Origin of the sequence: Nostoc sp., from assembly GCF_035638895.1 — a bacterium.
Classification (GTDB): domain Bacteria; phylum Cyanobacteriota; class Cyanobacteriia; order Cyanobacteriales; family Nostocaceae; genus Nostoc.
Map to the genome: position 1 here is coordinate 1 of NZ_DASQZC010000684.1, position 24498 is coordinate 24498.

Annotated in this window: 23 protein-coding genes, 20 tRNA genes and 1 pseudogene; 35 read left to right on the top strand and 9 right to left on the bottom strand. The window is 43.0% G+C overall.

Going from position 1 to position 24498, the window contains the following annotated elements; genetic code table 11:
- The 5 genes from VE944_RS32100 to accD all read left to right on the top strand — a co-directional run.
- Positions 1-480: isocitrate/isopropylmalate family dehydrogenase (locus VE944_RS32100; protein ID WP_324987277.1), on the top strand; the 480-nt coding region annotated here is incomplete at its 5' end.
- Between the two features lie 89 nt (positions 481-569).
- On the top strand, positions 570-830 hold the full coding sequence (locus VE944_RS32105; protein WP_229460416.1) for a hypothetical protein: 261 nt from the start codon (positions 570-572) through the stop codon (positions 828-830).
- Between the two features lie 130 nt (positions 831-960).
- Entirely contained in the window at positions 961-1809 is an 849-nt protein-coding gene (locus tag VE944_RS32110; RefSeq protein WP_324987283.1) for a prepilin peptidase, read from the top strand.
- A gap of 440 nt (positions 1810-2249) precedes the next feature.
- Complete coding sequence (locus VE944_RS32115; protein WP_324987286.1) at positions 2250-2597, top strand: hypothetical protein; 348 nt, start codon at positions 2250-2252, stop codon at positions 2595-2597.
- A gap of 212 nt (positions 2598-2809) precedes the next feature.
- Positions 2810-3760 carry an acetyl-CoA carboxylase, carboxyltransferase subunit beta gene (gene accD / locus VE944_RS32120; RefSeq protein WP_324987289.1) on the top strand — a complete coding sequence of 317 codons (951 nt, stop codon included), beginning with the start codon at positions 2810-2812 and terminating at the stop codon, positions 3758-3760.
- 67 nt (positions 3761-3827) lie between these two features.
- On the opposite strand, the gene VE944_RS32125 is transcribed toward accD, so the two are convergent.
- On the bottom strand, positions 3828-5258 hold the full coding sequence (locus VE944_RS32125) for an MFS transporter (protein ID WP_324987292.1): 1431 nt from the start codon (positions 5256-5258) through the stop codon (positions 3828-3830).
- Between the two features lie 592 nt (positions 5259-5850).
- Here VE944_RS32125 and VE944_RS32130 point away from each other — a divergent pair.
- The 4 genes from VE944_RS32130 (at position 5851) to petJ (ending at position 8109) form a co-directional block, all read left to right on the top strand.
- Positions 5851-6069 (top strand): hypothetical protein, encoded by a 219-nt coding sequence (locus VE944_RS32130; RefSeq protein ID WP_324987295.1) that lies wholly within the window; start codon positions 5851-5853, stop codon positions 6067-6069.
- A 128-nt stretch (positions 6070-6197) separates the two neighbouring features.
- Entirely contained in the window at positions 6198-6689 is a 492-nt protein-coding gene (gene psbV / locus VE944_RS32135; RefSeq protein ID WP_324987298.1) for a photosystem II cytochrome c-550, read from the top strand.
- Between the two features lie 396 nt (positions 6690-7085).
- Positions 7086-7505 carry a plastocyanin gene (gene petE / locus VE944_RS32140; RefSeq protein WP_324987301.1) on the top strand — a complete coding sequence of 140 codons (420 nt, stop codon included), beginning with the start codon at positions 7086-7088 and terminating at the stop codon, positions 7503-7505.
- Between the two features lie 259 nt (positions 7506-7764).
- Positions 7765-8109: a cytochrome c6 PetJ gene (petJ, locus tag VE944_RS32145; protein WP_324987304.1), complete on the top strand. Its 345-nt coding sequence runs from the start codon at positions 7765-7767 to the stop codon at positions 8107-8109.
- A 279-nt stretch (positions 8110-8388) separates the two neighbouring features.
- Here the strand turns inward: petJ and VE944_RS32150 are convergent, their stop codons facing one another.
- Entirely contained in the window at positions 8389-10023 is a 1635-nt protein-coding gene (locus tag VE944_RS32150; RefSeq protein WP_324987306.1) for a hypothetical protein, read from the bottom strand.
- Between the two features lie 626 nt (positions 10024-10649).
- Here VE944_RS32150 and VE944_RS32155 point away from each other — a divergent pair.
- Positions 10650-11345 (top strand): esterase/lipase family protein, encoded by a 696-nt coding sequence (locus tag VE944_RS32155; protein ID WP_324987309.1) that lies wholly within the window; start codon positions 10650-10652, stop codon positions 11343-11345.
- Between the two features lie 411 nt (positions 11346-11756).
- A complete protein-coding gene (locus tag VE944_RS32160; RefSeq protein WP_324987312.1) occupies positions 11757-12416 on the top strand; it encodes a cytochrome b N-terminal domain-containing protein in 660 nt (219 codons plus the stop codon).
- Positions 12417-12514: 98 nt separating this feature from the next.
- Here the strand turns inward: VE944_RS32160 and VE944_RS32165 are convergent, their stop codons facing one another.
- On the bottom strand, positions 12515-14434 hold the full coding sequence (locus VE944_RS32165; protein ID WP_324987315.1) for a cation:proton antiporter: 1920 nt from the start codon (positions 14432-14434) through the stop codon (positions 12515-12517).
- 89 nt (positions 14435-14523) lie between these two features.
- Here VE944_RS32165 and VE944_RS32170 point away from each other — a divergent pair, with 89 nt between their 5' ends.
- On the top strand, positions 14524-14733 hold the full coding sequence (locus tag VE944_RS32170; protein WP_324987318.1) for a hypothetical protein: 210 nt from the start codon (positions 14524-14526) through the stop codon (positions 14731-14733).
- A 23-nt stretch (positions 14734-14756) separates the two neighbouring features.
- Positions 14757-14829, top strand: a tRNA-Glu gene (locus tag VE944_RS32175).
- 90 nt (positions 14830-14919) lie between these two features.
- On the opposite strand, the gene VE944_RS32180 is transcribed toward VE944_RS32175, so the two are convergent.
- The 3 genes from VE944_RS32180 to VE944_RS32190 form a co-directional block, all read right to left on the bottom strand.
- Positions 14920-15525, bottom strand: coding sequence for an SRPBCC family protein (locus tag VE944_RS32180; RefSeq protein WP_324987321.1), 606 nt, complete (start codon positions 15523-15525; stop codon positions 14920-14922).
- A gap of 8 nt (positions 15526-15533) precedes the next feature.
- A complete protein-coding gene (locus VE944_RS32185) occupies positions 15534-17555 on the bottom strand; it encodes a sensor histidine kinase (RefSeq protein ID WP_324987324.1) in 2022 nt (673 codons plus the stop codon).
- 627 nt (positions 17556-18182) lie between these two features.
- Positions 18183-18518 (bottom strand): ribbon-helix-helix domain-containing protein, encoded by a 336-nt coding sequence (locus VE944_RS32190; protein WP_109011785.1) that lies wholly within the window; start codon positions 18516-18518, stop codon positions 18183-18185.
- Positions 18519-18589: 71 nt separating this feature from the next.
- Between VE944_RS32190 and VE944_RS32195 the strand changes: the two genes are divergently transcribed.
- From VE944_RS32195 to VE944_RS32205, 3 genes are all read left to right on the top strand, one after another.
- Positions 18590-18841: a hypothetical protein gene (locus VE944_RS32195; RefSeq protein ID WP_324987330.1), complete on the top strand. Its 252-nt coding sequence runs from the start codon at positions 18590-18592 to the stop codon at positions 18839-18841.
- 135 nt (positions 18842-18976) lie between these two features.
- Positions 18977-19483, top strand: coding sequence for an HNH endonuclease (locus VE944_RS32200; protein WP_324987340.1), 507 nt, complete (start codon positions 18977-18979; stop codon positions 19481-19483).
- 16 nt (positions 19484-19499) lie between these two features.
- Complete coding sequence (locus tag VE944_RS32205) at positions 19500-19889, top strand: alr0857 family protein (RefSeq protein WP_229555410.1); 390 nt, start codon at positions 19500-19502, stop codon at positions 19887-19889.
- Positions 19890-20064: 175 nt separating this feature from the next.
- On the opposite strand, the pseudogene VE944_RS32210 reads toward VE944_RS32205, so the two are convergent.
- Positions 20065-20163: pseudogene (locus tag VE944_RS32210) on the bottom strand (polysaccharide deacetylase family protein); the annotation flags it as partial.
- Between the two features lie 678 nt (positions 20164-20841).
- Here VE944_RS32210 and VE944_RS32215 point away from each other — a divergent pair.
- The 19 genes from VE944_RS32215 to VE944_RS32305 all read left to right on the top strand — a co-directional run bounded on the left by VE944_RS32215 (position 20842) and on the right by VE944_RS32305 (position 22813).
- A tRNA-Asp gene (locus VE944_RS32215) sits at positions 20842-20934 on the top strand.
- Between the two features lie 4 nt (positions 20935-20938).
- A tRNA-Glu gene (locus tag VE944_RS32220) sits at positions 20939-21015 on the top strand.
- Between the two features lie 3 nt (positions 21016-21018).
- Positions 21019-21091, top strand: a tRNA-Cys gene (locus VE944_RS32225).
- Between the two features lie 10 nt (positions 21092-21101).
- Positions 21102-21177, top strand: a tRNA-Met gene (locus tag VE944_RS32230).
- Positions 21178-21180: 3 nt separating this feature from the next.
- A tRNA-Trp gene (locus tag VE944_RS32235) sits at positions 21181-21252 on the top strand.
- A 48-nt stretch (positions 21253-21300) separates the two neighbouring features.
- Positions 21301-21371 (top strand) — tRNA-Glu (locus tag VE944_RS32240).
- 6 nt (positions 21372-21377) lie between these two features.
- Positions 21378-21460: transfer RNA gene (locus tag VE944_RS32245), tRNA-Tyr, on the top strand.
- Positions 21461-21464: 4 nt separating this feature from the next.
- Positions 21465-21551: transfer RNA gene (locus VE944_RS32250), tRNA-Ser, on the top strand.
- A 4-nt stretch (positions 21552-21555) separates the two neighbouring features.
- Positions 21556-21649 (top strand) — tRNA-Arg (locus VE944_RS32255).
- A 21-nt stretch (positions 21650-21670) separates the two neighbouring features.
- Positions 21671-21745 (top strand) — tRNA-Phe (locus VE944_RS32260).
- 6 nt (positions 21746-21751) lie between these two features.
- Positions 21752-21849: transfer RNA gene (locus VE944_RS32265), tRNA-Asn, on the top strand.
- A gap of 5 nt (positions 21850-21854) precedes the next feature.
- Positions 21855-21927: transfer RNA gene (locus VE944_RS32270), tRNA-Gln, on the top strand.
- A 3-nt stretch (positions 21928-21930) separates the two neighbouring features.
- A tRNA-Gln gene (locus tag VE944_RS32275) sits at positions 21931-22006 on the top strand.
- Positions 22007-22012: 6 nt separating this feature from the next.
- Positions 22013-22084: transfer RNA gene (locus VE944_RS32280), tRNA-OTHER, on the top strand.
- A 10-nt stretch (positions 22085-22094) separates the two neighbouring features.
- Positions 22095-22164, top strand: a tRNA-Pro gene (locus VE944_RS32285).
- A gap of 6 nt (positions 22165-22170) precedes the next feature.
- Positions 22171-22244, top strand: a tRNA-Arg gene (locus VE944_RS32290).
- A 99-nt stretch (positions 22245-22343) separates the two neighbouring features.
- Positions 22344-22417, top strand: a tRNA-Ala gene (locus tag VE944_RS32295).
- Positions 22418-22423: 6 nt separating this feature from the next.
- A tRNA-His gene (locus VE944_RS32300) sits at positions 22424-22497 on the top strand.
- A gap of 245 nt (positions 22498-22742) precedes the next feature.
- Positions 22743-22813 (top strand) — tRNA-Lys (locus tag VE944_RS32305).
- Here VE944_RS32305 and nagZ read toward each other — a convergent pair.
- Both nagZ and VE944_RS32315 read right to left on the bottom strand, forming a co-directional pair.
- Positions 22814-23902, bottom strand: a complete 1089-nt coding sequence (nagZ, locus tag VE944_RS32310; RefSeq protein ID WP_324987335.1) for a beta-N-acetylhexosaminidase — start codon at positions 23900-23902, stop codon at positions 22814-22816.
- A 316-nt stretch (positions 23903-24218) separates the two neighbouring features.
- Positions 24219-24380: a hypothetical protein gene (locus VE944_RS32315; protein WP_324987337.1), complete on the bottom strand. Its 162-nt coding sequence runs from the start codon at positions 24378-24380 to the stop codon at positions 24219-24221.
- Positions 24381-24498 lie beyond the last annotated feature (118 nt).

Consider the following 24498-nt stretch of genomic DNA (forward strand, 5'->3'; position numbering starts at 1 on the left):
TGGCGCGATCGCATCACCCAACTTTCACAAGAATATCCAGATATCGAACTCTCTCATTTATATGTAGATAATGCTGCTATGCAGTTAGTACGCGCTCCCAAGCAGTTCGATACTATTGTCACAGGCAATTTGTTTGGTGATATTCTTTCTGATGCTGCTGCCATGCTCACAGGTAGTATTGGGATGTTACCCTCAGCTAGTTTGGGTGCTTCTGGGCCTGGTGTATTTGAACCGGTTCATGGTTCCGCTCCAGATATTGCCGGACTTGATAAAGCTAACCCTCTGGCACAGGTTTTAAGTGCGGCGATGATGTTACGCTACGGTTTAGACCAACCAAAAGCGGCAGATCACATCGAACAAGCCGTATTGCAAGTTTTAGAACAAGGCGATCGCACCGGGGATATAATTTCTCCAGGAAAAAACCTTTTAGGTTGCCGCGCTATGGGCGATGCACTGATTTTAGCTCTTGAAAGAAAATAATTAAAAATGCAACTTGGGCAATTTGGCAACCTTTGCTATAAGTTTCGGGTAGACTAAAGGGAAATCTAGCAATCTAATAACAGTCGATAGTGTACGCATTACGACAAGGTCAAGTAAATTTTACCGCCCCAAAGAACCAATCGCCTTTGATTGATCCCGCCCTAATCAGAGCCGCCGGGCAGATATACTATACTCACTGTGAAGTACATCCCGAAATAGCAGGGCAATCTTCCGGTGTAGCAATTAATCGTGTGACTCATCGAGGTAAGGTTATTTTCACTAACCAACCAGTTCTTTTACCTCAAGAATGTTTTGTACCCTTAAGTCAAATAGAATCGCACATGTATTAGTCATTGGTCATTGGTCATTAATCATTGGTCATTAGTCATTAGTTCTCGACAAAGGACAAAAGATAAACGACAAAGGACAAAAGATAAACGACAAATGACACAGGACAAATGACAAAGGACAAATGATTGTATGGACATTTTGTTCGCCATTCCGGCGAGTGTAATGGTCTTTGGTTTAGGTGCATCTATTGGCAGTTTTATCAACGTTATTGTTTATCGGCTACCTGCTGGGTTGTCAATTCTTTGGCCGCCCTCTCGTTGTCCTAAATGCTTAAACCAGCTAAAAGCTTACGACAATGTACCAGTGTTCGGCTGGATTTCCTTAAAAGGGCGCTGTCGATATTGCAAAAGCAAAATTTCTGTCCGTTATCCTGTGGTAGAAGGGGTAACGGGCATAATTTTTTTATTAGTTTTTTTGGTATTCCAAGTTTCGACTTTAACAATAGGCTATTGGGCTTTTTGTAGTTGGTTATTGGCACTATCGCTTATCGACCTAGATACAATGACTTTACCCAATCCACTTACTCAGTCGGGTTTAGTCGTGGGGATTTTGTTTCAAATGGTGGTTGGTTTTTTACCAGAGGCTAGTTTCGTGGCATTGGTAAATCACCTGATGATGGCCATAGTCGGTGCAGTATTGGGCTTATGGCTGTTTGATGCGATCGCTCTATTGGGTTCAATTGCCTTTGGTAAAACCGCAATGGGTGCAGGTGATGCCAAGTTAGCAGCCATGATGGGAGCCTGGTTAGGCTGGAAATATTTGCTCTTAGCTAGTTTTATTGCTTGTGTGCTAGGAGCGTTAATTGGCAGCAGTGTCATTATGCGTAGAGGCAAAGCCGCGAGTCAAAAAACATCACTACCAAGGTTAGGACAAAAGATGCCTTTTGGCCCTTTTCTGGCTTTGGGATCTGTAATTACTCTATTTAGCGGCGAAGCCCTTTTATCTAGCTACCTGCGGTTATTCTTTCCAGCGTTTTGAACTGGAGTGAGGAAGAGGCAGGCGAGCACGGGGCAAGGGGCAGGGGGAGAATAAAAAATTATCTCTTTCTCCTCTGCTCCGTGCTAAGTGCCCCTCTGCCTCTTCTTAATGCCCAATGTTCATTCATCAATAAATATTTATAATTCGTGACTGTAACCAGCATTACCCCATCTACCCTTGATATTTTGATAATATTCAGCTGGTGACTTGTATTACCCTTGTGAACTACCCCGTCTTCTAGACGGATGTAGCTCTCCCAATTCATCGGGAATACCCAAGAGAACTCCGTGGTTCTATTGGTCTGACATCCCTCCAAGGGCAGAAATCCTGATTCCCAAGACCCAAATCTTTTACCCATAGCTCTGCCCTACTCCTTCCCTACGGGAAGTTGCGCGAACGGAGAAGCAAGCTACGCGTAGCGTCCCTTAGGGAAGGTTTTTTTGCAACATATACCTATAAGCTTGGTTTTCGCTTGTGGCATTGATGGTCAAGACACTAACTATAATATCCGAGAAATCGGTATTCCTTATATATCCTGGATGCAATCGTCATCAGCCGCTCACAATCTCCACTTTATGAATACATTGTTCGCGTTAGCGTCTTGCAGAGAAGGTGGGGACTTCCGTAATCCGTTAACGACGATTAACCGTTGGCAATCACAACTAGTGCAACAGATGCTGATTGGTCATAACCTAGCAATACAAATCATTGATTTGGGTAGGAGGGGGAAAGCATCTTATTTGGAGGTTGGTATTCTCATGGCTTTGTCAGTATGTCCATATAATTAAGTCTGCTGAAAAAAGAGCAAGGACTTGTATTGGCATAAGTATTTTCGTTAAGCTGGCAACCAAAGATGAAAATTAAAGTCTGAATTGCTTAAAAGCTTACTTTGACGATGTAGCTATTAGTCATTAATAAAGACAAATGACGAAAGGCTAAGGATAATCCGATACGGCTTGACATGTTTTCGACCTCATACCCACTTAAAATAAAATAAAAAATGGCTAACAACGAAGAATCACGCGGTTTAAAGTCTCTATTTGATTGGTTTGCAAATCGACGGAAGTCAGGATCTACCAGCCTCGAACGCCAAGAACGTGAAATTGCTGATGGGCTATGGCATAAATGTTCTAAGTGCAGTGTATTGGCATATACAAAAGACCTGAAAGCCAATCAGATGGTTTGTGCCGAATGTGGTCATCACAATCGGGTAGACAGCGATGAGCGCATCCGTCAATTGATAGATCATAATACTTGGAAACCGCTAGACGAGCATTTACGTCCAAGCGATCCGTTAGAATTTCGCGATCGCAAACCCTACAGCGATCGCTTGCGGGAAATGCAAGAAAAAATTGGCTTAATAGACGCAGTTAAAACTGGTTTAGGTCAAATCAATGGTTTGCCCATTGCCCTTGGGGTTATGGACTTCCGCTTCATGGGTGGTAGCATGGGTTCAGTCGTAGGAGAAAGACTCACCCGCATGATTGAGCAAGCCACTCAACGGCGCTATCCTGTAGTTATCGTCTGCACCTCTGGTGGCGCGAGAATGCAAGAAGGAATGCTCTCCCTGATGCAGATGGCGAAAATCTCCGCAGCCCTACAGCGCCATAAAGACGCGCGATTATTATATATTCCTGTTTTAACCAATCCCACAACGGGCGGCGTTACCGCTAGCTTTGCGATGTTGGGCGATATCATTTTGGCAGAACCCAAGGCAACCATTGGTTTTGCCGGTCGGCGAGTGATTGAGCAAACCCTGCGGGAAAAACTACCCGAGAATTTCCAGACTGCTGAAGATTTACTCCTGCACGGTTTTGTTGATGATATCGTACCTCGTACTCAATTAAAGAACACCCTAGTCCAGCTGATTGCGCTACACCAGCCTGTACTAACAACACCTCAGATGGTGTTGTGGGAAACAATGTCCTTGACTTCTTCCGCCGCAGAATAGAGCAGGGGGAGCAGAGGGAGCAGGGGGAGCAGGGGGAGAAAATACTACCTCATCCCCCTATGCTCCTTCATGCTCTCTCCGGTTCTTTGACAAAAAGCAATGGAACAAGGGCTACTAGTCGAAATAGACTAGAGAGGGCGAACAACCCCAGTAAGCCTCCAAACTGAGCAAATTGGACGATGAAGCTGCCTATAGTTGTGCCTAAAGCACCACTCGCTCCAGCAACGGCACCTGCGATCGCAAAATAGATAGACTGATTTTTAACTGGTGCGATCGCCAATTGTATATTGCTGTTACACAAGTCAATTGCCGCCCAAGTACCTCCAGCCAAGATGTGTAACAGGGGTAACCACAACCAAATGTCAAGGCGATCAGCACCAATCCCCAGCCAAAGCAGTGGTGTGGCTGCAACCAAAATCCCAATACAGATAAGGATGGGACGATTGCCTATCTTGTCTGCTAATTTGCCCCACACAATGAGCATCAGCAAAGTCGCCGCCGCTTGAAGGCTGTTGTAGATAGTCACGTAGCTCACGTCTAAATCGAGCGTGTCCAGCATGTAGAGGTTAAAAAAAGGACTGCTGAGGTTAACAGCAAGCGCCCAGATGCTGAAATACAGCAGAAATCTCAAAAAGTTAGAGTTTTTCCAGATGCTAGAAGCTGACGCAACAGGTAGGATCGAATCCCTTTCTGTTCTATGCCCCTTGCTCCCAGCTAAAAGCTCCCTTGCCTCTTGTTGAATCTCATTTGTTTGAGGTAAGCTGCCATAATAAGTGTTCTGCAATTGCGGATTCATATCCACCTGGAAATATTGACACCCCAATCCCACAATCCCAAACACTATACCTACCAGCAGAACCACCCCATAGCCTTGAATACTTCCACCATACCAATGTGATACAACTAGACCGGCTATTGGTACGCAAACCAAATTGGTGAGGCTAGCAGCACTATTGCGTATCCCAAAATACCTGCCTCGCAATTGCCGGGGAACTATCATTGCTACCCAACTTAGCCACGATGCCGCTCCTAATCCTCCCAAAAGATTGCTGAATAGAACAATCAAGAGTGTCAACATCACTAACTGGTGAGTATTAATCACGCCCAAGTTGAAGCCGGCAACACCGATTACTAGAACCAGCCATAGCAGCCGACCAATTCCGTGTGTCTGAAGAGAATATTGAAAGCGGCTAGTGCTACGTTCAGACAAATAAGCACCCAAAGGCTGAATAAGATTGACCAACATGGGGATAGAGCACAGCATCCCAAATACCACTGGACTAGCACCCAATTCCACCAAAAAATTGCTGAGTAAAATCCCGCCAGTTCCAAGAGAGTAAACCGTTGCTAAGACAGAATCTGTAGTGGAGGCTTTTAAACTAGTGCGAATCGCATCCTTGGGAATTCGAGAGGTTGGAGAAAGTGCTGTGGGCGGTAAGGCAATCTGGGGAATTTCCAGAGTCAGTGGCGCAGTTGTTTCAATCTGAACAAAATCCATAGTGTATGTTTATGAGTAAAACATCCTGACATAAATCCGGTTGTTGAGGAACTCAGTATGCTTCCATCAGCATTCTTGATAAGTTTTCGTTATTTTAACTTGCAATTTTCAACCAAAATTTCAAATAAGTGAAATATCACTCCTTGATAACACAAGGCAGAAGTAACAACAAAGACTGTTATTTGTCTGTGATCAAGAAAAGATTACTTAATTTTTTGGGATTGGCGATCGCGATCGTTATTAATGACGGTAGTTAACTACGCTACACCGTGGGAGGTACGCATTTTTGTTAGCAGCAGCGATCGTTGCCATCACCTTAATTCAGCAGCGACTTTTCAGAGGCGAACGGATTTGACCAAAAGATGATTGTCCATAGCATGGTTAATGCCACTTTCATCTTCATGATGCAGCAGTTTTTCGTTAATTTTCCTAAATGTAATTAATTAAGAGTTAAAAGTTCTTCCCCTGCTCCCCCTGCTCCCCCCACTCCCCCTCCCGATTCCCAAACAGTATTTTGGGCAACAAATTGCACTCCTAACGTGATATTGGTATTACAGCGACTCAATCTCTATCTACTCAGTTAACAAGCATTATGGGTTTTGCAGACCTATCAATCGCAGAGATAGCAGCCGACTACAGCATTCCTGTAGAAAAAGTGTTTTCTCTGTGCAACCAACTGGGAATTCCTTACAAACACCAAAAGACTCGTTTGGCGTTAGAAGATGCAAAGGCAATTATTTCCCAAATATCATCTGAAATACGCCCAAAAGGTATTAGCGGCTCGATGGCCGATGATCGCGAAGTCACCTGAAGGGTTATCTCGGATGGCTAATCACTGATAACTAATGATAAAAACAATGAGTCATTAGCAATTAGCAGCTTGGAGATTGAGAATCGCTTTCTTAGCTGTGTCGAGCGTTAAAATTTTTAAGGGGAAACATGTTTAGAAGACTAATTGGCGTTGTTGTGGTTACTGTTTTACTCTCGTTTCAGTTGCTTGTTGGTAGCGCGACAGCAGTGGAACTCGACAAAGCTACCCGGACGGTGCCATTAAATACTCAGGGTGAAGTCACCGTACTCAGCCTTAAACAAGTCAAAGAAGGCAAACGCTTATTTAATTACGCTTGCGCCCAATGTCATGCTGGGGGAGTTACCAAAACAAACCAGAACGTTGGACTCACTCCAGAAGACCTGGCACTGGCAACACCCAACCGTAATAACATTGAAGGCTTAGTGGATTATCTGAAAAATCCCACTACTTACGACGGAGAAGAAGAGATTTCCGAAATCCACCCCAGTATCAAAAGTGCAGATATTTTCACAGCAATGCGAAATCTGACAGATGAAGACTTGGAGGCGATCTCTGGTCATATTCTCTTACAACCTAAAATCGTTGGCACTAAGTGGGGAGGCGGAAAAATCTATTACTAAATCCTGGAATTAGTGCTGAGTCATTGGGGCATAGGGCATAGGGCATAGGGTATGGCATTCCTTATTCCCTATTCCCCATTCCCCAGTTTTCACCAAAGTTTAGCTGCTTTCGTTCTTGCAGCAGCACAAAGTATTCCTGGTTGGGTCACAAAAAATTCTTCAAAAGTCAAAATATTCCTAAAGAAAAAATAAAAATCTCTTATTTTCCCGATTACCTTTATTCACAAGCTTTTTGGGCTATCGCAGTCTAGTATTTATTACTGATTGCACAGCTTTTTGCAATAAATTTCTCCCTATTGTTAAAAAAAAAATGTATCTATGACAGATTGTCATACTTTGGCGTTGATTTTATTTAAAATGAGATAAGGAAAAAAAATTGTTTGTTAGGAGAGAGCTATGAAATTGATTTCGGCAAGCTTGCGACGTCTTAGTTTAGCTGTGTTGACAATCCTTTTAGTTGTTAGCAGCTTTGCTGTTTTTACTCCCAGTGCTTCGGCTGAAACCTACCAGGTGAAATTGGGTAGCGATAAAGGAATGCTGGCATTTGAACCGAAAAAGTTGACAGTAAAACCAGGTGACACAATTGAATGGGTCAACAATAAAGTTCCTCCCCATAATGTTGTGTTTGATGCTGCCAAAAATCCCGCCAAGGATGCTACATTAGCAAAATCTTTGTCTCATAAGAATTTGCTGATGAGTGCTGGTCAAAAGGAAACAACCACCTTCCCCGCAGACGCACCTGCTGGTGACTACACCTTCTACTGCGAACCCCATCGTGGTGCTGGCATGGTTGGTACAATCACTGTGCAAGGCTAGAAACATCCTCATTCACACAAGAAAGATGATTTTCTGAGCTTTTATTCTCTGAAATTAGCTCATAGCAACACGCCACACTCCTAGAGTGACGCATACAATGGATGAATGGCGGTAACGAGTCTTATCCTCCCCTAAGACGCTAAGTAAACTGTGGCGATAGAGGGGTAAACTCGTTACCGCCAATTTTGATCAAACTTGACTTAATCAGGTATTAATCGCGTTTATACTCTTGCTGGAGGCTTGTTGCGAGGAAATTCTATTGAGAATACTTTTATTAATTCTACTGTTGGCGATCGCTGTATTCAACTTGACATTCATTAGTCCAGTACTAGCTGCCGAAATATCTAACGGTGCTAAAATTTTCGAGGCTAACTGTGCTTCTTGCCATATAGGTGGCGGTAATATCCTTATTAGCCAGAAAACCTTGAAAAAGGAAGCATTGTCAAAGTACTTAGAAAATTATGATAGCGACTCAATCGAAGCGATTATCCACCAAGTACAAAATGGTAAAAATGCCATGCCTGCCTTTAAAGGCAAGTTAAATTCTGAGGAGATTCTGGAGGTAGCTGCTTACGTTTTTCAGAATGCAGAACAAGGCTGGTAAAGTAGCTATACCGTCTCATTATTGTGGATTAAGTGTCTTTGTATATCAGTAATCAAAGTTGGGCGAGACACCCACCTCACAAAATGGGAGAATTTATTTGTGGGAAATCCCTCAGTGTTTTTCTTTATTAGAACCTTCTAACGAAATAGTAGTTGAGGAACTAGCGATCGCCAGTTCCTCAACTACTAAAAACGATATTTTAAATATGAATGATAAATTCATAATCTTTATCATTCATAGCTTTTAGCTTGTTCTTAATCCAAAATAACCATCTGGTGATTATTTTTCTGGATTAGACTTTTGTCTGTTTTCCTTCACTTCGCGCAAACGTTCTACTAATTTTCCATCCGATTCAGCAGAGGGTGTAGGCTGACTCTTATTGATTCTTGGCAGCATTAACGGTTCAGAAGTAGTAACCGCCGATGAAGGCGTAAGCTGGTTATTTCTGATTTGCAGTTCCGAGAATGGTTTAGAAGTAACTGCTGATGAGGGCGTAGGTTGATTGCTATTGACTCCCGGTGCAGATAATGGTTTAAGAGTACCTGTCGGTAAGGACGCAGGCTGGTTATTTCTGATTCGCAGTTCAGATAATGGTTTGGGAGCAGCTGTCGGTGAGAACTCAGGCTGATTGCCATTGACTCTTGGTGCAGCTAATGGTTTAAGAGTACCTGTCGATGAAGGCGTGGGCTGATTATTTCTGATTCGTAGTTCCGGAAATGGTTTGGGGGTAAGTTGATTGTTATTGATTCCCGGTGCAGATAATTGAGTAGCCCCAGTAGTATTGCTAATGTTGTTTTGGAAATTTAGGTTAAATGGATAGGAACTAATCTGTTTATCTCCCTTAGGGGATTGCTTGTTGAAGTATTCCCTTGCTTCTGATTTCAATTCCGGGGAAACTAACTTGTCTTGAAACTTGATATCTAAGACTTTACCATCAGGATCTACCACTAATACACCTAAAACAGCACCTTCAAGATTCGGCTTTTTCGTAGGTAACGTTTGGCGGATAACTGATTTTTGTTCAGCGCCGGGGTATTGTTGCTGGACTTCTTTTCTCAGGTTTGCGTAAGAGTCTAGCTGTGCTATAGCTAGTTGAGTTCCTTTAGCAGATAAATCAGGTGCTTGTGACGCGGTTCCCCTAATTAAATTTAAGCTATCCCCAGCCCTTGGAGCTTGTTTCAGAGAATTTATCAACGGGTTTTGAGCAATTCTAGACCCATCATTAACCGATTGCGCTATTTGTGGTGTCGTATTTCCCTGTGCTGTTGTAATGGGGCTAGTGCCAGGTAGGTTCGGAGATTGGGTATTTTGCAGAATATCATCAGGTATTTTCTGCGATTGTAATTCTGGTAATCTATTTACAGCCAGAGGCTGAGGTGCTTCGTATTTGCTCTCACTGACATTCACGGGAGAAGCTGATGGAGAAAATTTAGGGCTGGTATTGAATTTAGGGCTGTTATTGAATTTAGAACTATCAAATTTAGAGGCGTCAAATCCCAAATTACCACTAGGAATCATCCGCAAAGACTGCCTTGTAGGCAAGGAGGAAACTCGATAGTTATTTGATGATGCGGGTAGCGGAGGCAGTACTAACTGACTTGATGGCGCTGGCGCCACTGGAGGCAATAGAGTTTGGGCGCTAAAGTTGGGAGCAGAAAGTGGCGCTATTGGAGGAAGTTGTTGTAAACCAACTTGGGGCGTGCTTTGCGGCAAACGGCTTTGGTCAGCTTGGCTCAATTCTAAAAGTCCAACTGTTTTTGATGATGCTGTATCTTTGGGTTTGCTAGAATCCATAGGCATCAATGGCACAATCATTGCGATCGCACCGTGGATGCCAAGAGAAGCTATAGCTGCTATCCCAATTGGCTGGCTTAAAAGTTCTGGTATATTTCTAAACAGGGAGACGTAAGACATAGCTGTTATCGTTCACTCGGCTCAGTTGCAGTTGACTAGCGTTTTTCTCTTTTTGATTATCTTGCAAGATATTGCGAGATATGCATCCTAATACGGAAATAATAACTTCATATCATGGCAATAAAAACGCCAAAATTGCCATTTATTCAAGTTTTTAATTGATCAATGACGCTGTATCATGTGTTTCAATTTGAGCTTGCTAAAGAGATATTTTAAAAACTACTACTTTTGATTTCTTTTCTTATTGTTATGACGCACACTATTAAAATTAATATCTCGGATATTTATAAAGTTTAAGTGAAAGGACAGGTTTGAGCAGATAACAACATCTCTTTAAGTTGCCTCGTTTTTTCTACTGTTTCCACTCAACTACGCTTCTGTAACAGATAGGACACTTATTTATCCAAGATTAGCCCCTATCTGAAAATGCTACCACATCAGCAGCCCCTAAATCTGTTGTAAATTCTACAATTTTATTGAAATTCTAGCCCTAAACCCCACCAAAGCTATTTGGGTTTTTATAAAAGGAGTCAGTCATGCGATCGCAATTCTAACTTTTGACTTCTGACTACTTCTTCGTCAAAAAAAGTTCAAACCCTCATCAATCGTTGCATCCAAAATTTAAAATGCCGTTACCGACAGTTATTGTACCTGGATATCTAGAAAGCGCGATCGCTTACTGCCAACTAGAACAATCCCTACAACAGTTAGATTTTCCCACCGTTACAGTACCACTGCGACGGCGTGACTGGCTACCCACTATTGGAGGAAGACCTGTAACGCCAATTTTGCAACAACTCGATCTTACAATCAAGCATATATTAGAGCAACATAGTGCTACTCAAATTAACTTGATTGCTCACTCAGCAGGAGGTTGGATATCCCGCATCTACATGGGAGAAAAGCCTTATTTAGGACGCGGTAACGTTAAACCATCTCTCTGGGAAAGGCATCCCCTGATTGCTACTCTCATCACCTTGGGTACACCTCATATTAGTCAAGAACGCTGGACGCGCTCCAATTTAGATTTTGTCACCAATAACTACCCAGGAGCTTTTTACAAAAACGTTAATTACGTTTGTGTGGCTGGTAAAACTATCTTTGGCCAAAGGCGGCGCGGTAGCTGGTTAGCTTACAGTAGTTACCAATTAACCTGTGGTAAGGGTAACACTTGGGGAGATGGAATCACGCCCATTGAAGCTGCTCACCTGGAAGGGGCAGAAAATCTGGTGATTGAAGGTGTGAGGCATTCTCCGAGAAGTCCTGGGATTTGGTATGGTTCAGCAGAACCCTTAAAAGCTTGGGTGCAATATTTGATTTAACTGATATCTGATGCTAGTCCCAACAATCGCCTAGCAATGAATTACTAGGCTGACAATTCAGGTTATGTGGAAAAGCTAATGATTGACCTAACCCCCTTCCCTGTGAGGGAAGGGGAAAATTTAAAGTCTTTCTCCTTAAAGGATGAGAGAACTAGAAGTGAGGTTTTCCAGATACCGTGAAAAGTCAGATTGCTAGGCTATCCTCTAAAAACGACTAGGAAACAATTTCAGTCCACTTGAGTGGACTTGGGCTATTAGCCTCAGACTTAAGTCTGAGGCTAATAGCTAGCTCATCAAGAATCGTTTAATATATCCGATTTTAAAATTTGATTATTGCAACATTTATTAATATTTCTTAGCTAAAATTGTAACAGTAATAAATACGTTAGTTAAGAACAGGAGGGGTGAACTATGCAAAGCACCCAGTTCGACAGGATTTTGCGACGAATAGCAACGATAATATCGGTCGTGATTCTAACTTTGTGCTTAATTTATATCTCTACCGGAGTAATGCTGTCTTTTTACTATGAACCGACAGCAGGCGGAGCTTATAACTCATTGAAGATGATTAATACACAGCTGCCATACGGGTGGTTGTTTTGGAGAGCGCATGATATTGCTGGTAACGCGGTAATTGCGATCGCTCTGATTCAAATTGTCGTGATGTTTTTAGGGCGGCAATTTCGGAAGAGTTGGCTGGCTGCTTGGATTAGTGGGATTTTGTTGACCCTAAGTGCGATCGCACTGAATTGGACAGCGATGATCCTAGATTGGACTCAGGAAGGATACTGGCGTTTTAACATTGAACTAGGAACTATCGAAGCTATTCCTTTTATTGGTGGACAACTGCGCGAGATCCTAACTGGGGGTGGAGCGATTAACACAGTTACTATCGAACACCTTTACACAATCCACAGTTATCTGATTTCTGTGGCGACGCTAATTCTTGCCATAGTGCATTTATCTGCTTTACTGTGGCAAGAATGGGAAATATATCAAGAAACGCCAAGACTAGAAATTGATAATTCGCAACAACCGCCAGAAGGCGAAATTATTCCTTCCCAAAGCTAGTCAACCGCCCCACCCACAAGGGGATGGGGTTTTACGCGCGATCAATAAAGAGTCGAATTCTTTCTTCCCCTGCTTCCCCTGCTTCCCTACCCCCTACCTCATCCCCCAGGAGCCTCACTAGCTGAAAATTGAGGCAATTGCGCGAGGGATAGGTCTTCAACCTCTGGTAGCTTTTCTAGAGAGAGGGGAGTGGATTGGGTAGCACCAGATAAACGTTTTAAAAGGCTAGGTCTGGGGTCATGCAACAGGTAAATAATGCGATCGCCAATTTCCCACTCTTGGTTAGCTGGCATTACCTGTAAACGTTCTTCTCGTTCTATCAATAGTGGTATCAACACCCCAGTCCGAATCTTTTCTTGGATGCGATCGCATTGAGTAGAAAAATCTAACTCATCTAACGTAGTTGTCCCTAACTTGACGCGCCCATCATTCAAATATTCATTCCAAGTTTTGATCGCTAAATCTGGGATAAAAGCTTGATTAACTTTATTACTAACCGAAATATTCGCTTGCGGATCGCGGGGGAAAACAGCTAAGACGCGTGGCGGCTTAAATTCCTCAGATGCGCGTTGAGCCAAAATAAAATTCACCTCGCCATTACTAGTCATAGCCAAAAACGTACCCATAGAGCCAAGTCCTGCCTCTTCCAAAACAGCAGCATCAAGCCCACTGCTGGCAATCACTCGCAGATTTTGCGCCTCGGCTTGCACAAGACATTCGGGGTCAGTATCAATCATGACTACGTTTTCTCCCCGTTCTTGAAAGAAGCGGGCAATCAAAAGACTTAACGGATTACAACCTACAATCACTGCTCCAGTTACGTCTTTGGAAGTGATTTGCAGCCATTTAGCAACCCAGCCGGCTGTTAGACCTTGGCAGACAACAGTCATGATAATTGTGAGGAAAACTAAAGCTTTGATGGAATCACCGCCGTTAATGCCACGCTGTGTCAGCGAAATCGCAAAAAAAGAAGCGACAGAGGCAGCAACAATTCCTCTAGGAGCAACCCAGCTTAAAAACAGTTTTTGTCGCCAGTTTAAGTCACTGTTCCAAGTACACAACAGGATATTAATTGGGCGAACGACAAACATTAATACCAAAACAGTGAATAAACTACCCCAACCCAAAGCAAACACACTGGCAATAGATAAATCAGCAGCTAATAAGATGAACAGCACCGAGACGCTGAGAATTGTCAGCTGACCCTTAAAGCTGCGTAACAAACGTTGTTCTGGGACTGAGGAGTTAGCAAAGACTGCTCCTGCAACTACTGTTGTCATTACTCCCGATTCACTGCGGATCATTTGCGATAAGGTAAACAGACTCCAAAGTATCGCTAATACTGCTAAATTTTTTAGCTCAAATGAGAGAAAACTGGCGCGTTTGAAAATCAAGCTCATCAGATAACCGCCAGCACCGCCAATTGCTGCACCAACACCCAGGCGCATGAGTAAACCTGCGATCGCATTAATGGGGTCAGCATCGCCATTTAAAATCGTGTCAAGGACGACGAAGGCGAGGATAGCCCCTACAGGGTCAATTAAAACCCCTTCTCCTTCCAAGAGTGTTGCTACTTGCCGATCTACATTTATTTGTTTGAGCAAAGGGCCAACGACGGTTGGGCCTGTCACCACAACGATGGAAGCATAAAGAAAAGCTATCTTCCAGGGAAATTCACCCAGCCAGTGAGCAGCCATACTCCCACCAAGCAATGTAATCAGTGTTCCTAGAGTGACGAGCAATTGCAGGCTAACTGAAACTCTACCTAACTCTCGCAGATCCAAGTTAAGTCCGCCTTCAAATAAAATGATTGCCGTTGCTAGGGCGACAATAACTTCCAGTCCAGTGCCTAGCAAATGGGGATGCAACAGCCCGATGCCATCAGAGCCAAAGAGAATGCCCAACAGCAATAACAAAACGATGCTGGGTATCCGAAAGTATGCAGCCAGCACTTGGGCGCTAATGCCTGCAAGGACGGCGATCGCCATCTGTAGGGTAATTTCAAAAGATGCTTCCATGTTGTAGATTTTGAGCGATTTATTTCAAAATCTCTTGTAAAAAACCGTAGACATTAACTTTGCACGGTACAACATCATACCCTTTGCCATTGCTGAATTTAGCTTTTCTATCTGAGCGTCCCTTTAAATTCCCAGTGCCGGACGCTGATGAACCCTGCGGCTTGCCGCAAAAGTATCTAGAGAATTCTTTTGGTGTCTCCATGTCTTTTTATCCTCTTCAAGCTTTTGCCTCCACCCAGTTTAGCCACCACAAACTTTTTTTGGCAAAAGCTGTTGACAAAGGCCAGGAAATTGGTTAACTTATAAAAGGTCTGAGTCTGATGCCCCCATCGTCTAGAGGCCTAGGACACCTCCCTTTCACGGAGGTAACGGGGATTCGAATTCCCCTGGGGGTACTTAAAAACAATAAAAAAGCAAAAGTATTTTTTGCTTGAAATATACGAAATTAAAGTATCATTCAGGAACAAGCCTGAATGATACTTTAACTATACATAAGGTTGTTTCCTGGCTAACTCTTCTACACGTTGGTGAATAGCCAGGAGATTTGACCGCAGGTCTTTGCTCAGGCGGTTTTCAATGATTCCTACTGGCATAGTGAGTTTAGGCCAAACTTGAATTGTGTAACAAAGATTTGTTCCTACATACTCACCAAGAGAATAAGGCTCTAAGCACCAGCTACCAGAAAAACCTTTAAAATCTCCCTCCACCATGCGGAAGTTAATTTCATTGGGGAAGTATTCTTCCAAATCCAAAACTACCCGCGCACTAAAATTGAAACTCAGTAAGCGTTGGGAGCCTACTTGCTCTAGTCGAATACCACCATTGGGATGCTCGATTAGACGACTCTTGGCGAGGTTGGGGAGAAAGTCAGGTAAGGCTTCATAATCTGTCAAAACCTTCCAGATTTGTTCTACTGGTTGGGGAATTTGGACTTTGGCGGTGATTTGTCGCTGTCGCTCTGCTATTCTCTCAATTTGAACTTCTACATTAGCTGCCACGACTGCATCAACAGTCAAATCCCCTTCGAGGTTGATGTTATCACTAAGAGACTGGGAATCATGGTTCTCTGTTGTGTTCTGTTGTTTAGTCACTTTCAGAATTATGGTTTGCTTTCGTCAGAAAATTGGGGCAGAGTCAGGGTGAAGCAAATTTCGCTCTGTTCAGAATCCGAAATTGGGAGACTTTCAACTGCGATCGCTCCATTCAGATGCTGCACTAAAGACTTGACTAAAGCAAGTCCCAAGCCAGTCCCTGGAGTCCAGCGCCCTTTTCCGCGACGGAACTTGTCAAAGATATAAGTCGCTTCTTCTTGAGAGATGGCATGTCCTGTATTCGTCACCTTCATGATAACTTGATCAATTTGTTGATCAACTTGGTGAGAGGCTTTCAGGTGGACAATAGTATCATGCTGTGAGTATTTACAGGCATTTGTTAACAATTCTTGCAGGATGCGGTCAAAACTCTCCAGTTCAGTTTGCAGTTTTAGCGATTCTTCTGGTAAATCTACAGAAATCTTTAATCCCTTCTCTGCGAGTTTTTTCTCGAAAGATGCTGCTATATTCTGAATTTTAGTATTTAAATCTATAGATTCTAATTGCGGGGCTTCGTGAGGCGACTCTAGTTTCTGGAGCGTCAACAAGTCATTAATCAAGTTAATTTCTTTTGTACATTCCTGCTCTAGGATATCCATGTATCGAACCTGACGCTCTGGCGCGATTCCTGGCAAACGTAAATTCCGAATTGACATCAGCATGTTTGTCAAAGGATAGCGCAAGCGATCGCTCATGTTACTCATAAATTCATCTTTGAGTTCATTGAGTTTCCGCAGCTGGTCAACATACTGCCGGGTTCTTTCATGCAACTTTGCCTGGAGTTCTAGACTACTCTGTAGTTTCGCCGTCCGCTCATCTACCAAAGTTTGCACTTGGCGCAATGTCTGTGACTGAATTATGGCGTTACTTACTTGAGCACAAACCAGTTCCACAAGATTTAATTCTGCTGCTTGCCAACTGCGAGTGACAGCTTGCTGTAGCACCAAGAATCCTAAGATTTTACCTTGATTCTCTAATGGCACTAATAAGACCGCAGGCAATTGCTCTATTGCAAATAATGGAGCAGCTGACGAAGTATCATTTTGCTCTGTGTAATTATCGAAGATTACTGCTTTGGCAGAATCTATGAAGGCACGCTGGCATAAACCACACTCCGATAGCAAGAAAGACTGCTCTTCTAAAATATCGGGTTTAGTAATCTGGGAAATTTGTCTTTCCTTAGCCCATTCACCAACCACTCTAGCTTTCGCTTTAGGAACTTGTTTTTTAGCTTGAGTCCTAAATAATGGGTCTGTATATTTTAGTAGTATGAGCAAACCGCGATCTGCCTGTAGAGATTCGGCAGTAGAGGCAATAACTAACTGGAGCATTTGATTAAGCTCCAAGTTGCTACGGCTCAATAATGTTAGTTGCTTGATCAAGCTTTGATACTGATTGCTCTTTTGCAGATACTGTTGTTGATGAGCAATTAGTTGGGCTTGTGCTACGCGAGAAAAAGCGATCGCGCAAGCCGATTCCACCTGTTTTAGTAGTTGTTTTTCTGATTCACTCCAATCATAGGGTTGGAATTTTATCAGACTAATCACGCCATTATTATTGCCACCAAACCGGGTAGGAATTGCCAAAACTGCTTTTATCGGTAGTGGCAAATATTGACACCCAATTACCAGACTGTTCTGAATGATAGAAATGTCTTCAATAGTCAATGGTTCAGCAGCACATTGCAGCACTGGCGAGTGCATAAGCAACTGTTCCATCGAAAACATCTCTTCTTGGTGTGGTAACGCTAGATACTCATCAGCGCACCAATTACTAGTAGTTGCTTCGTCGGATGTCTCATCCGTTACTGAAACCAAGCAGCAGCAATCTACTTGAAAAACAACTCCTAGCAATTTGGCAATATCTTGCAGCATCAACGCCGTAGTAGAGCTATTGGCAATGATTTGGTTAATCTTTTCTACCAACTTGTGGGCAGATTCTTCCTGATGCTGCATCAGCTTGACTTGGTAAGGTTGTAGTCGATCTATGTCATCTACATAATGTGGCGGCGACGATAAAGGCTTTTTCATTGTTGGCACGCCCTCGGATAATAACTCCATTGCTTTTGCACCCAACCGGTTGGTATATTCTTCACCGTTAGTTGTGTTGCTCCACCTTGATAATTGACAATTCTTGTATGAATACTTTCTCTCACCTGTTATAGCCCTTTTCTATGGGAGATGGCCAAGTTCGCATTATATTAAGCAAATTGCTACATAGGTAGTGAGATACTTAGAATATTCTAAAATGTCCCAGCCTATTATTTTTGGCTGGTTTATCTTTTAAATATTGAGATAATTAACTAACTTTGACTTAGAATATCCTGTCTATTAGTATACATAAACCGTAATTTCTCTGGAATCTCAGGGAAAATCTCCCAGAAACAGCCGTAATAACACTGAATATATTTTAAAAATTTTGTAAAATTTTGCTTTTATTTTAGTCTATTTAACAAGCTACCCTTTGATCTGTGTTGCTTTCAATCAAAATATAACCAAGCCAGAGCATCAAACAGAGCTACCTTGTAGCAGCAATACAGTACATATAGCTACAATTATTAACAATAAGTTTTACTCACATTGGAAAATAAAGCTAAATTCTCAATGCAGCCCAATTATTTAGCAAAAATAACTGGGCTGCATTGCCTGAATATAAGACTATCCAGCCAAACTTTCAACACTCAGAGGAACCATATCCCCATTCCTGGTCAGCCCTAACAACATCGGTTCTTGGGGTTGAATTAGTTGACCTGTGAGTACACAGCGTTCTTCTTGTTGAGCTGTGGCAGCGATGCTAGCTCGAATGTCGGTTCGGGAAAATCGAGGCTTCCATTCACCTGATTTTTGCTGAACATAATTCCAAAGGATATCTCGGATCAAAGCTTGATATCCCTGATTGCCAGCTATTTCTTTGAGCTTATCCTTCAGTTCCCGCTCTAGGCGGATGCTGGTAACTTCCATATCGGTGGTTGGGGTGCGAGCGATCGTATGCATCACTATTTCTCCTTAAAGGTATAGACAAGATAGTAATACAAGTGTAGTATGTTTAAAGCGATATTCAATAGGTGAAATTTTCTGTGAAATCCATTTACCCCATCTCTACTTCAATTTTGTGTGCCACCAATTGCCGAACCAGTTGGGAATCGGCTGCTATGGAAGTGGAGTATTTATTTATGGGCGATGGTAGCCGAAATAATGGGCAAATCACAGAGGGTAATTATGACTTTAGACATCTCAGCATTAGTGCGCTGATTGCAAAAGCAGAACTAGATGAAGAAACGGGGGGGTACAGAGAAAGGAATACTGTACCGATATGAGACCAGAAAATTTTCCGGTCAATTCTAACCCCCGCTTCACTAAAAACTTGAAGCGGGGGTTTTTTTATAAGGAGTTAAGCTGTGACGATATCTTCTCTGCGAGATGCTGCGCGAACAATGCGCGGCGCGAACGCAATGCAAGTGTTAGAGCAATCTGTGGTGGTGTTTTCTCAAAATTACTTGCCACTGTGTCGGATCAATATCAAGCGGGCGATTGTGCTGTTACTAACAGACAAAGCTCAACCGCTAGGTTTTACCACAGAAGGCGGATGGCGAGTTCACTCACCCAACTTGGTAATTGATGTGCCAAAACACATTCGCTTAACAATTACTTCTAATGAGCGGATGTGGAAAGTTCCGCCAGTGAATCGGCGCGAAGTGTTGCGACGAGATCATCACACTTGCCAATACTGCGGTAGCGGCAAAAATCTAACGCTAGATCATGTGATGCCGCGATCAAGAGGCGGTTCTCACACTTGGGATAACGTAGTCACAGCTTGTGATAAATGTAACTCCCGTAAAGGTTATCGCACCCTGTTTGAAGCTGGTATGCAACTGTGTACTAAACCAAAAGCACCAATCCACCCTGCGATTTCTTTTGCCGAACAGTTTTGGATAGATATGCAAGGAAGCCTGGAATAACAGGAGAGCATAAGGAATGCTGAAATTAACTTACACTGAAAGCAGCTTTTATTTGGAATGTCTCACTCTGTCGCTAGAAGAATGGGTAGCACAGCGAGTTATTTTAGCCCTGCGAGTTGGGCAAAGTTTATGCATTGAACCCAGTACCGCTTCCTTTTTGCTTCCTGTTGATTTACCAGGAGTAGAAGTGCTTAAGGCTGAGGTAAAAAGGAATGAAGGAGAAATTATTGCCCTCTCTGCCTGCGATGCCGAATATATGGAAGTCATCCTGCGGGGTTCTTGGCTATTAGATAGTTCTAAGGATGCTGTAGGTGTGTTTTTCACCACCATGAGCGATCGCGCTGAGTTCTTCTTGCACAAACTCTGGCAAGAATCTCAAGCTTGTGCTTCTGTTATGAGCGAATAAACGAAATAGTAGGGTGGGTCAATTTTGGATTTTAGATTTTAGATTTGTTCTCGCGTTGAAATTTGGGGGTAACTCCTAAAGACACTGCGAGAACAAACCTTTTTGGATTTTGGACTATTCAATCCAAAATCCAAAATTTAAAATCTAAAATTCGGGGAGTAAAGTTTCTCCCCATTTATTGCGCCATTTTTAACAATTCGGGAATTGCCACAAATCGGTAGCCTTGCTGCTTGAGTGCACTAATGATTTGTGGCAATGCTTGTATAGTTCTTTGGTGTAGACGCAAAGCGGCTTGTCGTTGCTTTTTGCTGGATGAGCTTGAACTTGTGCAATACGGATTTTGCTTAAAAGCTTGTTCAAGCCCAATTGTGGGGTCATACTACAAGCTGTAATTGTAGAGGCGATCGCGACAAAACTAATTATCTCTTGCGCTTGAAGGAGTTCTCTGTCACGTCAGGCTTTTAAAGATTCACCCAAGCATAACTGTAGTTTGACTTTTCATAAGCGTTAATTAAGTTCAAAGCTAAGTACAGAAGCTTTTTTAGACAATTTTAAAAAAATTTTCTGAAACCCCTTGACACCTCTTGTAGTATTTTGTAGTATAAATGTAGTGTAGCGAAAGACAAAGCTTCTCAAGGGTCAAAGTCATATTCTACATACAACTAAAAGACAGGCGTTGGAATAAACCAAAGTCCCCAGTCAACAAAGCTGTTCCTACTTGCAAACCATCGGAAGTAGAAGCAATCAACCAAAAAAGTTTTAAGTTTGCACTCAGCAAAACCACAGAATACATCCGTAATACACAGCAGGCTTGCTACCTAGAGTTTCGGTTGTTTTTCTAACAGCTAAAAGTAAATTTTCTGAACCTTGAAAACTAAATAAAAAATGGGCAAGTTCATCAAAAAAATCTGTGCCTAAAAACCTGAAAGTTTAGGCACAGATTACAAAAAATCGGGGTGTAGTTCAACTGGCTAGAGCGTTCCGTTGTCTGCGGAAATGTTGCGGGTACCCTGCGGGAAGCAAGCTACAAATCCCGTCACCCTGGTTGCAGTTCTGTTGGCGAATAGTTTAAGCTGTCAGCCTCTCAATCTGAAGATTGCGAGTGCGAATCTCGTCGGGACTCCCAAATGGCTGAGTAGCCAAGTGGTCGAAGGCGTCGGTCTGCAAAACCGATATCGTGAGTTCAAATCTCACCTCAGCCTCTGGTGCGATCGCAGCGTAGCTTAATCAGCAAAGCCCCAGGTTCATACCCTGGTATATACGGGTGCAAATCCCGCCGCTGCCACCAAATGCAGGGATGGTGTAACGGCAACACCTCGTGACTCCAAATCCGATGTTCTAGGTTCAAATCCTAGTCCCTGTGTCAGACAATTTTAGATTAAATATTTAATCTAAAATCGAGTCAATTATGCCCTCGTGGACGAATGGTTAAGTCAGTGCTCTTTCAAAGCACAGATGCGAGTTCAATTCTCGTCGAGGGAATGATTAGGGTCGGTGGCCGAGTCTGACTGAAGGCGACAGTCTGTAAAACTGTTCTTTTTTGCACGCAGGTTTAAATCCTGCTCGACCCACTATGGAGAGGTGGCTGAGTGGCTGAAAGCGTCCTCCTGCTAAGAGGAAACGGGTTTTTACCCGTCGCAGGTTCAAATCCTGTTCTCTCCGCTTTGAGAGTGTGGTGTAATCGGATAACATCTCAGTCTACGAAACTGTAGCTTGCTTCCCAAAGGGTAGACTTGAGGGTTCAAATCCCTCCGCTCTCGTTACATGATCTCTTCTTTTATCCTCCGGTAGCTCAGTTGGTAGTTAGCGCCTGTTTGAAAAACAGGAGGTCGTCGGTTCGATTCCGACCTGGGGGGCTTCATTGCCTCATAGCTCAATGGTAGAGCAAGCGGCTGTTAACCGCGCGGTTGTAGGTACCCTTCGGGAACGCTAACGCGAACGAGTCCTACTGAGGCAGCCATTCATTGCCGGGTGGACGAATTGGTAAGTCGCATCGCTCTGAACGATGAGGTTGCAGGTTCAAGCCCTGCCCTGGCAATAAAGCCCTGTGGTGTAATTGGCAACATAGCGCCCTTTGAAGGCGAAGATTCCAGGTTCGACCCCTGGTGGGGCTGCCAAAATTTGCTCCTGTAGCCCAATTGGAAGAGGTGGCATTAAAATCTGTTTGGTTGTGGGTTCGACTCCTACCAGGAGTACTAACGGGATGTAATTCAGTGGCCAGAAGCCATGCTTTGGGAGCATGGAGTCGCAGGTTCAAATCCTGCCAGAACTACCAAATCTTGGGAGTGTAGCTCAATGGAATAGAGCTTCGAGCTTCTACCTCGAAAGTTGTGGGTTCAAGTCCTACCACTCCCGCCTAAACAAGTCAAAAGTTAAAAGTCAAAAGTCAAAAAAATGAATTTAATTATTTCTTTTTCTTTTTAGTTTTTATTCTGCTCTTTTCACTTGTTTGATGGGGTCATAGCTCAAATGGCTAGAGCGCCTGCCTTGCAAGCAGGAGGTTATGGGTTCAATTCCCATTGATTCCACTGATGGTGTCTGAAGCCAAAGTGGTCGAGGCACTGGTTTGTGGAACCAGTCATAGCGGGTTCAAGTCCCGTCAGGCACCCTTGAATGGAAGATGCTGCTGAATGGTCGGCAACCAAGCTTGAACCTTGCAGTATAGGCAACTGTAGGGTTTGATTCCTCCATCTTCCTCTTTTCCACCTGAAGCCGAAAAGCGAGGCGCTGTGCTGATAACACAGAAATAGGAGGGGCAGTACCTCCCCGGTGGATTTATATATCTAGCGTTGGTATTACAACATTTGCGATGTAATACGATCGCACTTGCTCATTTCTTATTTAAATTAACTAGGGTGGTTGGCATAACGCCTGTGCAGCAGGCTTTTAACCCGCAGAAATAGGTTCGACTCCTATACTACCCATTATGAATAGGAACTAGCGATCGCTAGTTGAGCATGTTGCAATAATATATCTCTATCCAGAGCATATACGGGATATTGCGGCGTTACTGCCAGTAGTTTATCGATTCTTTCTCTTGCTGCTTCCACTACTGATTCGTCTAAGCTACCCTTGCTGAAGGAATCAACAAAATCTTCAGCAATCTGATAAGTTCTTTCAATAGATGATGAATTAATATTACGCGAGACAATAAACAAGTCGCAGCCTGCATGAAATGACCGCGCCACAGTACCAGCTTTAATAAACATATCTGAGATCGCTTTCATATCTAAGTCGTCAGATACAACCACTCCTTCAAAGCCAAGTTCGTCTCTAAGTATGGTTTTGAGAATAGCCTGGGAAAGCGTTGCTGGTACATCAGCATCTATCTTAGGAAATAAAATATGGGCAGTCATAATCAAAGGAATCTGTACTTCGATTAAAGCTTTGAAAGGTATGAGTTCTCGAAGTCGCAGGTCTTCTAAAGTTAGATTCAATATTGGTAGCTCAAAGTGAGAGTCTTTGCTGGTGTCTCCATGTCCGGGGAAGTGTTTGGCGCATCCCAAGATTCCTGACTCTTGAAGTCCAAGGTAGTACTCACGAGCATCTTTTGCAGCAATTTCGGGAGTGTTACCAAAAGCGCGAGGCCCAATCACGGGGTTGTGGGGATAGGAAAAAATATCTGCTACAGGTGCCCAAGATAAATTTATTCCTAGTGATTTTAGTTCTACTGCTGTGGCTTTTGCTACTTCGCGGGCGTGCGATCGCAGCAACAACGCATGAGGAAACCGCGTAATCGGCAGTGGTGTACGAATGACACGACCTCCTTCATGATCCAGAGTCATAAACATCGAATCACGTTCAGTATATTCTCGTATCTGATTGTTTAAATCTTTGAAACTTTCTAGCCAAACTTGATACGGGGTACTATCCAAAAAGTTTTTAGCAAAAAATATCACCCCAATCGGCTTTAATTCACTGAGTGCGCGTTTATCGTCTTCGCTTAATGTAGTGCCGGAAATACCCAAAATCAGGTGATGTCCAAAGCGTTTTAGCTCTTGCGATACACTCATAATCTTTTACCTATAAGTTCTGCGGTAAACAACTGAGTTGTTCAACCTAGAGGACATAAACTTTTATACTACATCCTTATGGGGAGTGAGAAGCTTTCAAATGAAGGTTTTTATTCTGGTTGTGGAAAGTGGGTAAGCCCTAAATCAGTCTTGATTTTTACATTGTCAATGTATCCATAGAAGGAAATTTTATAGGGAATCAACTGGTAATTTTTAAGCACTGCCCTAGATATTTTTTCAGAGTAGATACACTGATTTCCAAACAAATCAATTAGTTTAATACCACGTTTGAGATTACTTATTTAAGTCAAAGGAATTACTTTTGTTTCCATAAATTTCCTGCATATAAATCTAGATAAAATGCTAGCTCAAACCTATTACCAACAATGGTATTGGTAATTTGCTTGGGTAAGTGCGTGTAGGTAAAATTCCCTTTGGCAAAAGTTTTTTGGGGAAGCGATCGCACAATAACTGCCAAATGTTACGGTTTGCAACGTATAATGAGAATCGACAAAACCATTAAGAAATATTGAAGGGCATTAGGGTTAAATGCGAGTAGCGATCGCGGGTGCTGGTTTAGCAGGGCTTTCCTGCGC

Coding starts and splice junctions, on each gene's coding strand:
- VE944_RS32160 (WP_324987312.1), top strand. CDS start 11,757: ATGCAAAGCACCCAGTTCGACAGGATTTTGCGACGAATAGCAACGATA.
- VE944_RS32110 (WP_324987283.1), top strand. CDS start 961: ATGGACATTTTGTTCGCCATTCCGGCGAGTGTAATGGTCTTTGGTTTA.
- VE944_RS32125 (WP_324987292.1), bottom strand. CDS start 5,258: ATGGATTTTGTTCAGATTGAAACAACTGCGCCACTGACTCTGGAAATT.
- petE (WP_324987301.1), top strand. CDS start 7,086: ATGAAATTGATTTCGGCAAGCTTGCGACGTCTTAGTTTAGCTGTGTTG.
- VE944_RS32130 (WP_324987295.1), top strand. CDS start 5,851: ATGGGTTTTGCAGACCTATCAATCGCAGAGATAGCAGCCGACTACAGC.
- VE944_RS32150 (WP_324987306.1), bottom strand. CDS start 10,023: ATGTCTTACGTCTCCCTGTTTAGAAATATACCAGAACTTTTAAGCCAG.
- VE944_RS32190 (WP_109011785.1), bottom strand. CDS start 18,518: ATGCATACGATCGCTCGCACCCCAACCACCGATATGGAAGTTACCAGC.
- VE944_RS32200 (WP_324987340.1), top strand. CDS start 18,977: ATGCAAGTGTTAGAGCAATCTGTGGTGGTGTTTTCTCAAAATTACTTG.
- accD (WP_324987289.1), top strand. CDS start 2,810: ATGGCTAACAACGAAGAATCACGCGGTTTAAAGTCTCTATTTGATTGG.
- nagZ (WP_324987335.1), bottom strand. CDS start 23,902: ATGAGTGTATCGCAAGAGCTAAAACGCTTTGGACATCACCTGATTTTG.
- VE944_RS32165 (WP_324987315.1), bottom strand. CDS start 14,434: ATGGAAGCATCTTTTGAAATTACCCTACAGATGGCGATCGCCGTCCTT.
- VE944_RS32185 (WP_324987324.1), bottom strand. CDS start 17,555: ATGAAAAAGCCTTTATCGTCGCCGCCACATTATGTAGATGACATAGAT.
- psbV (WP_324987298.1), top strand. CDS start 6,198: ATGTTTAGAAGACTAATTGGCGTTGTTGTGGTTACTGTTTTACTCTCG.
- VE944_RS32205 (WP_229555410.1), top strand. CDS start 19,500: ATGCTGAAATTAACTTACACTGAAAGCAGCTTTTATTTGGAATGTCTC.
- VE944_RS32155 (WP_324987309.1), top strand. CDS start 10,650: ATGCCGTTACCGACAGTTATTGTACCTGGATATCTAGAAAGCGCGATC.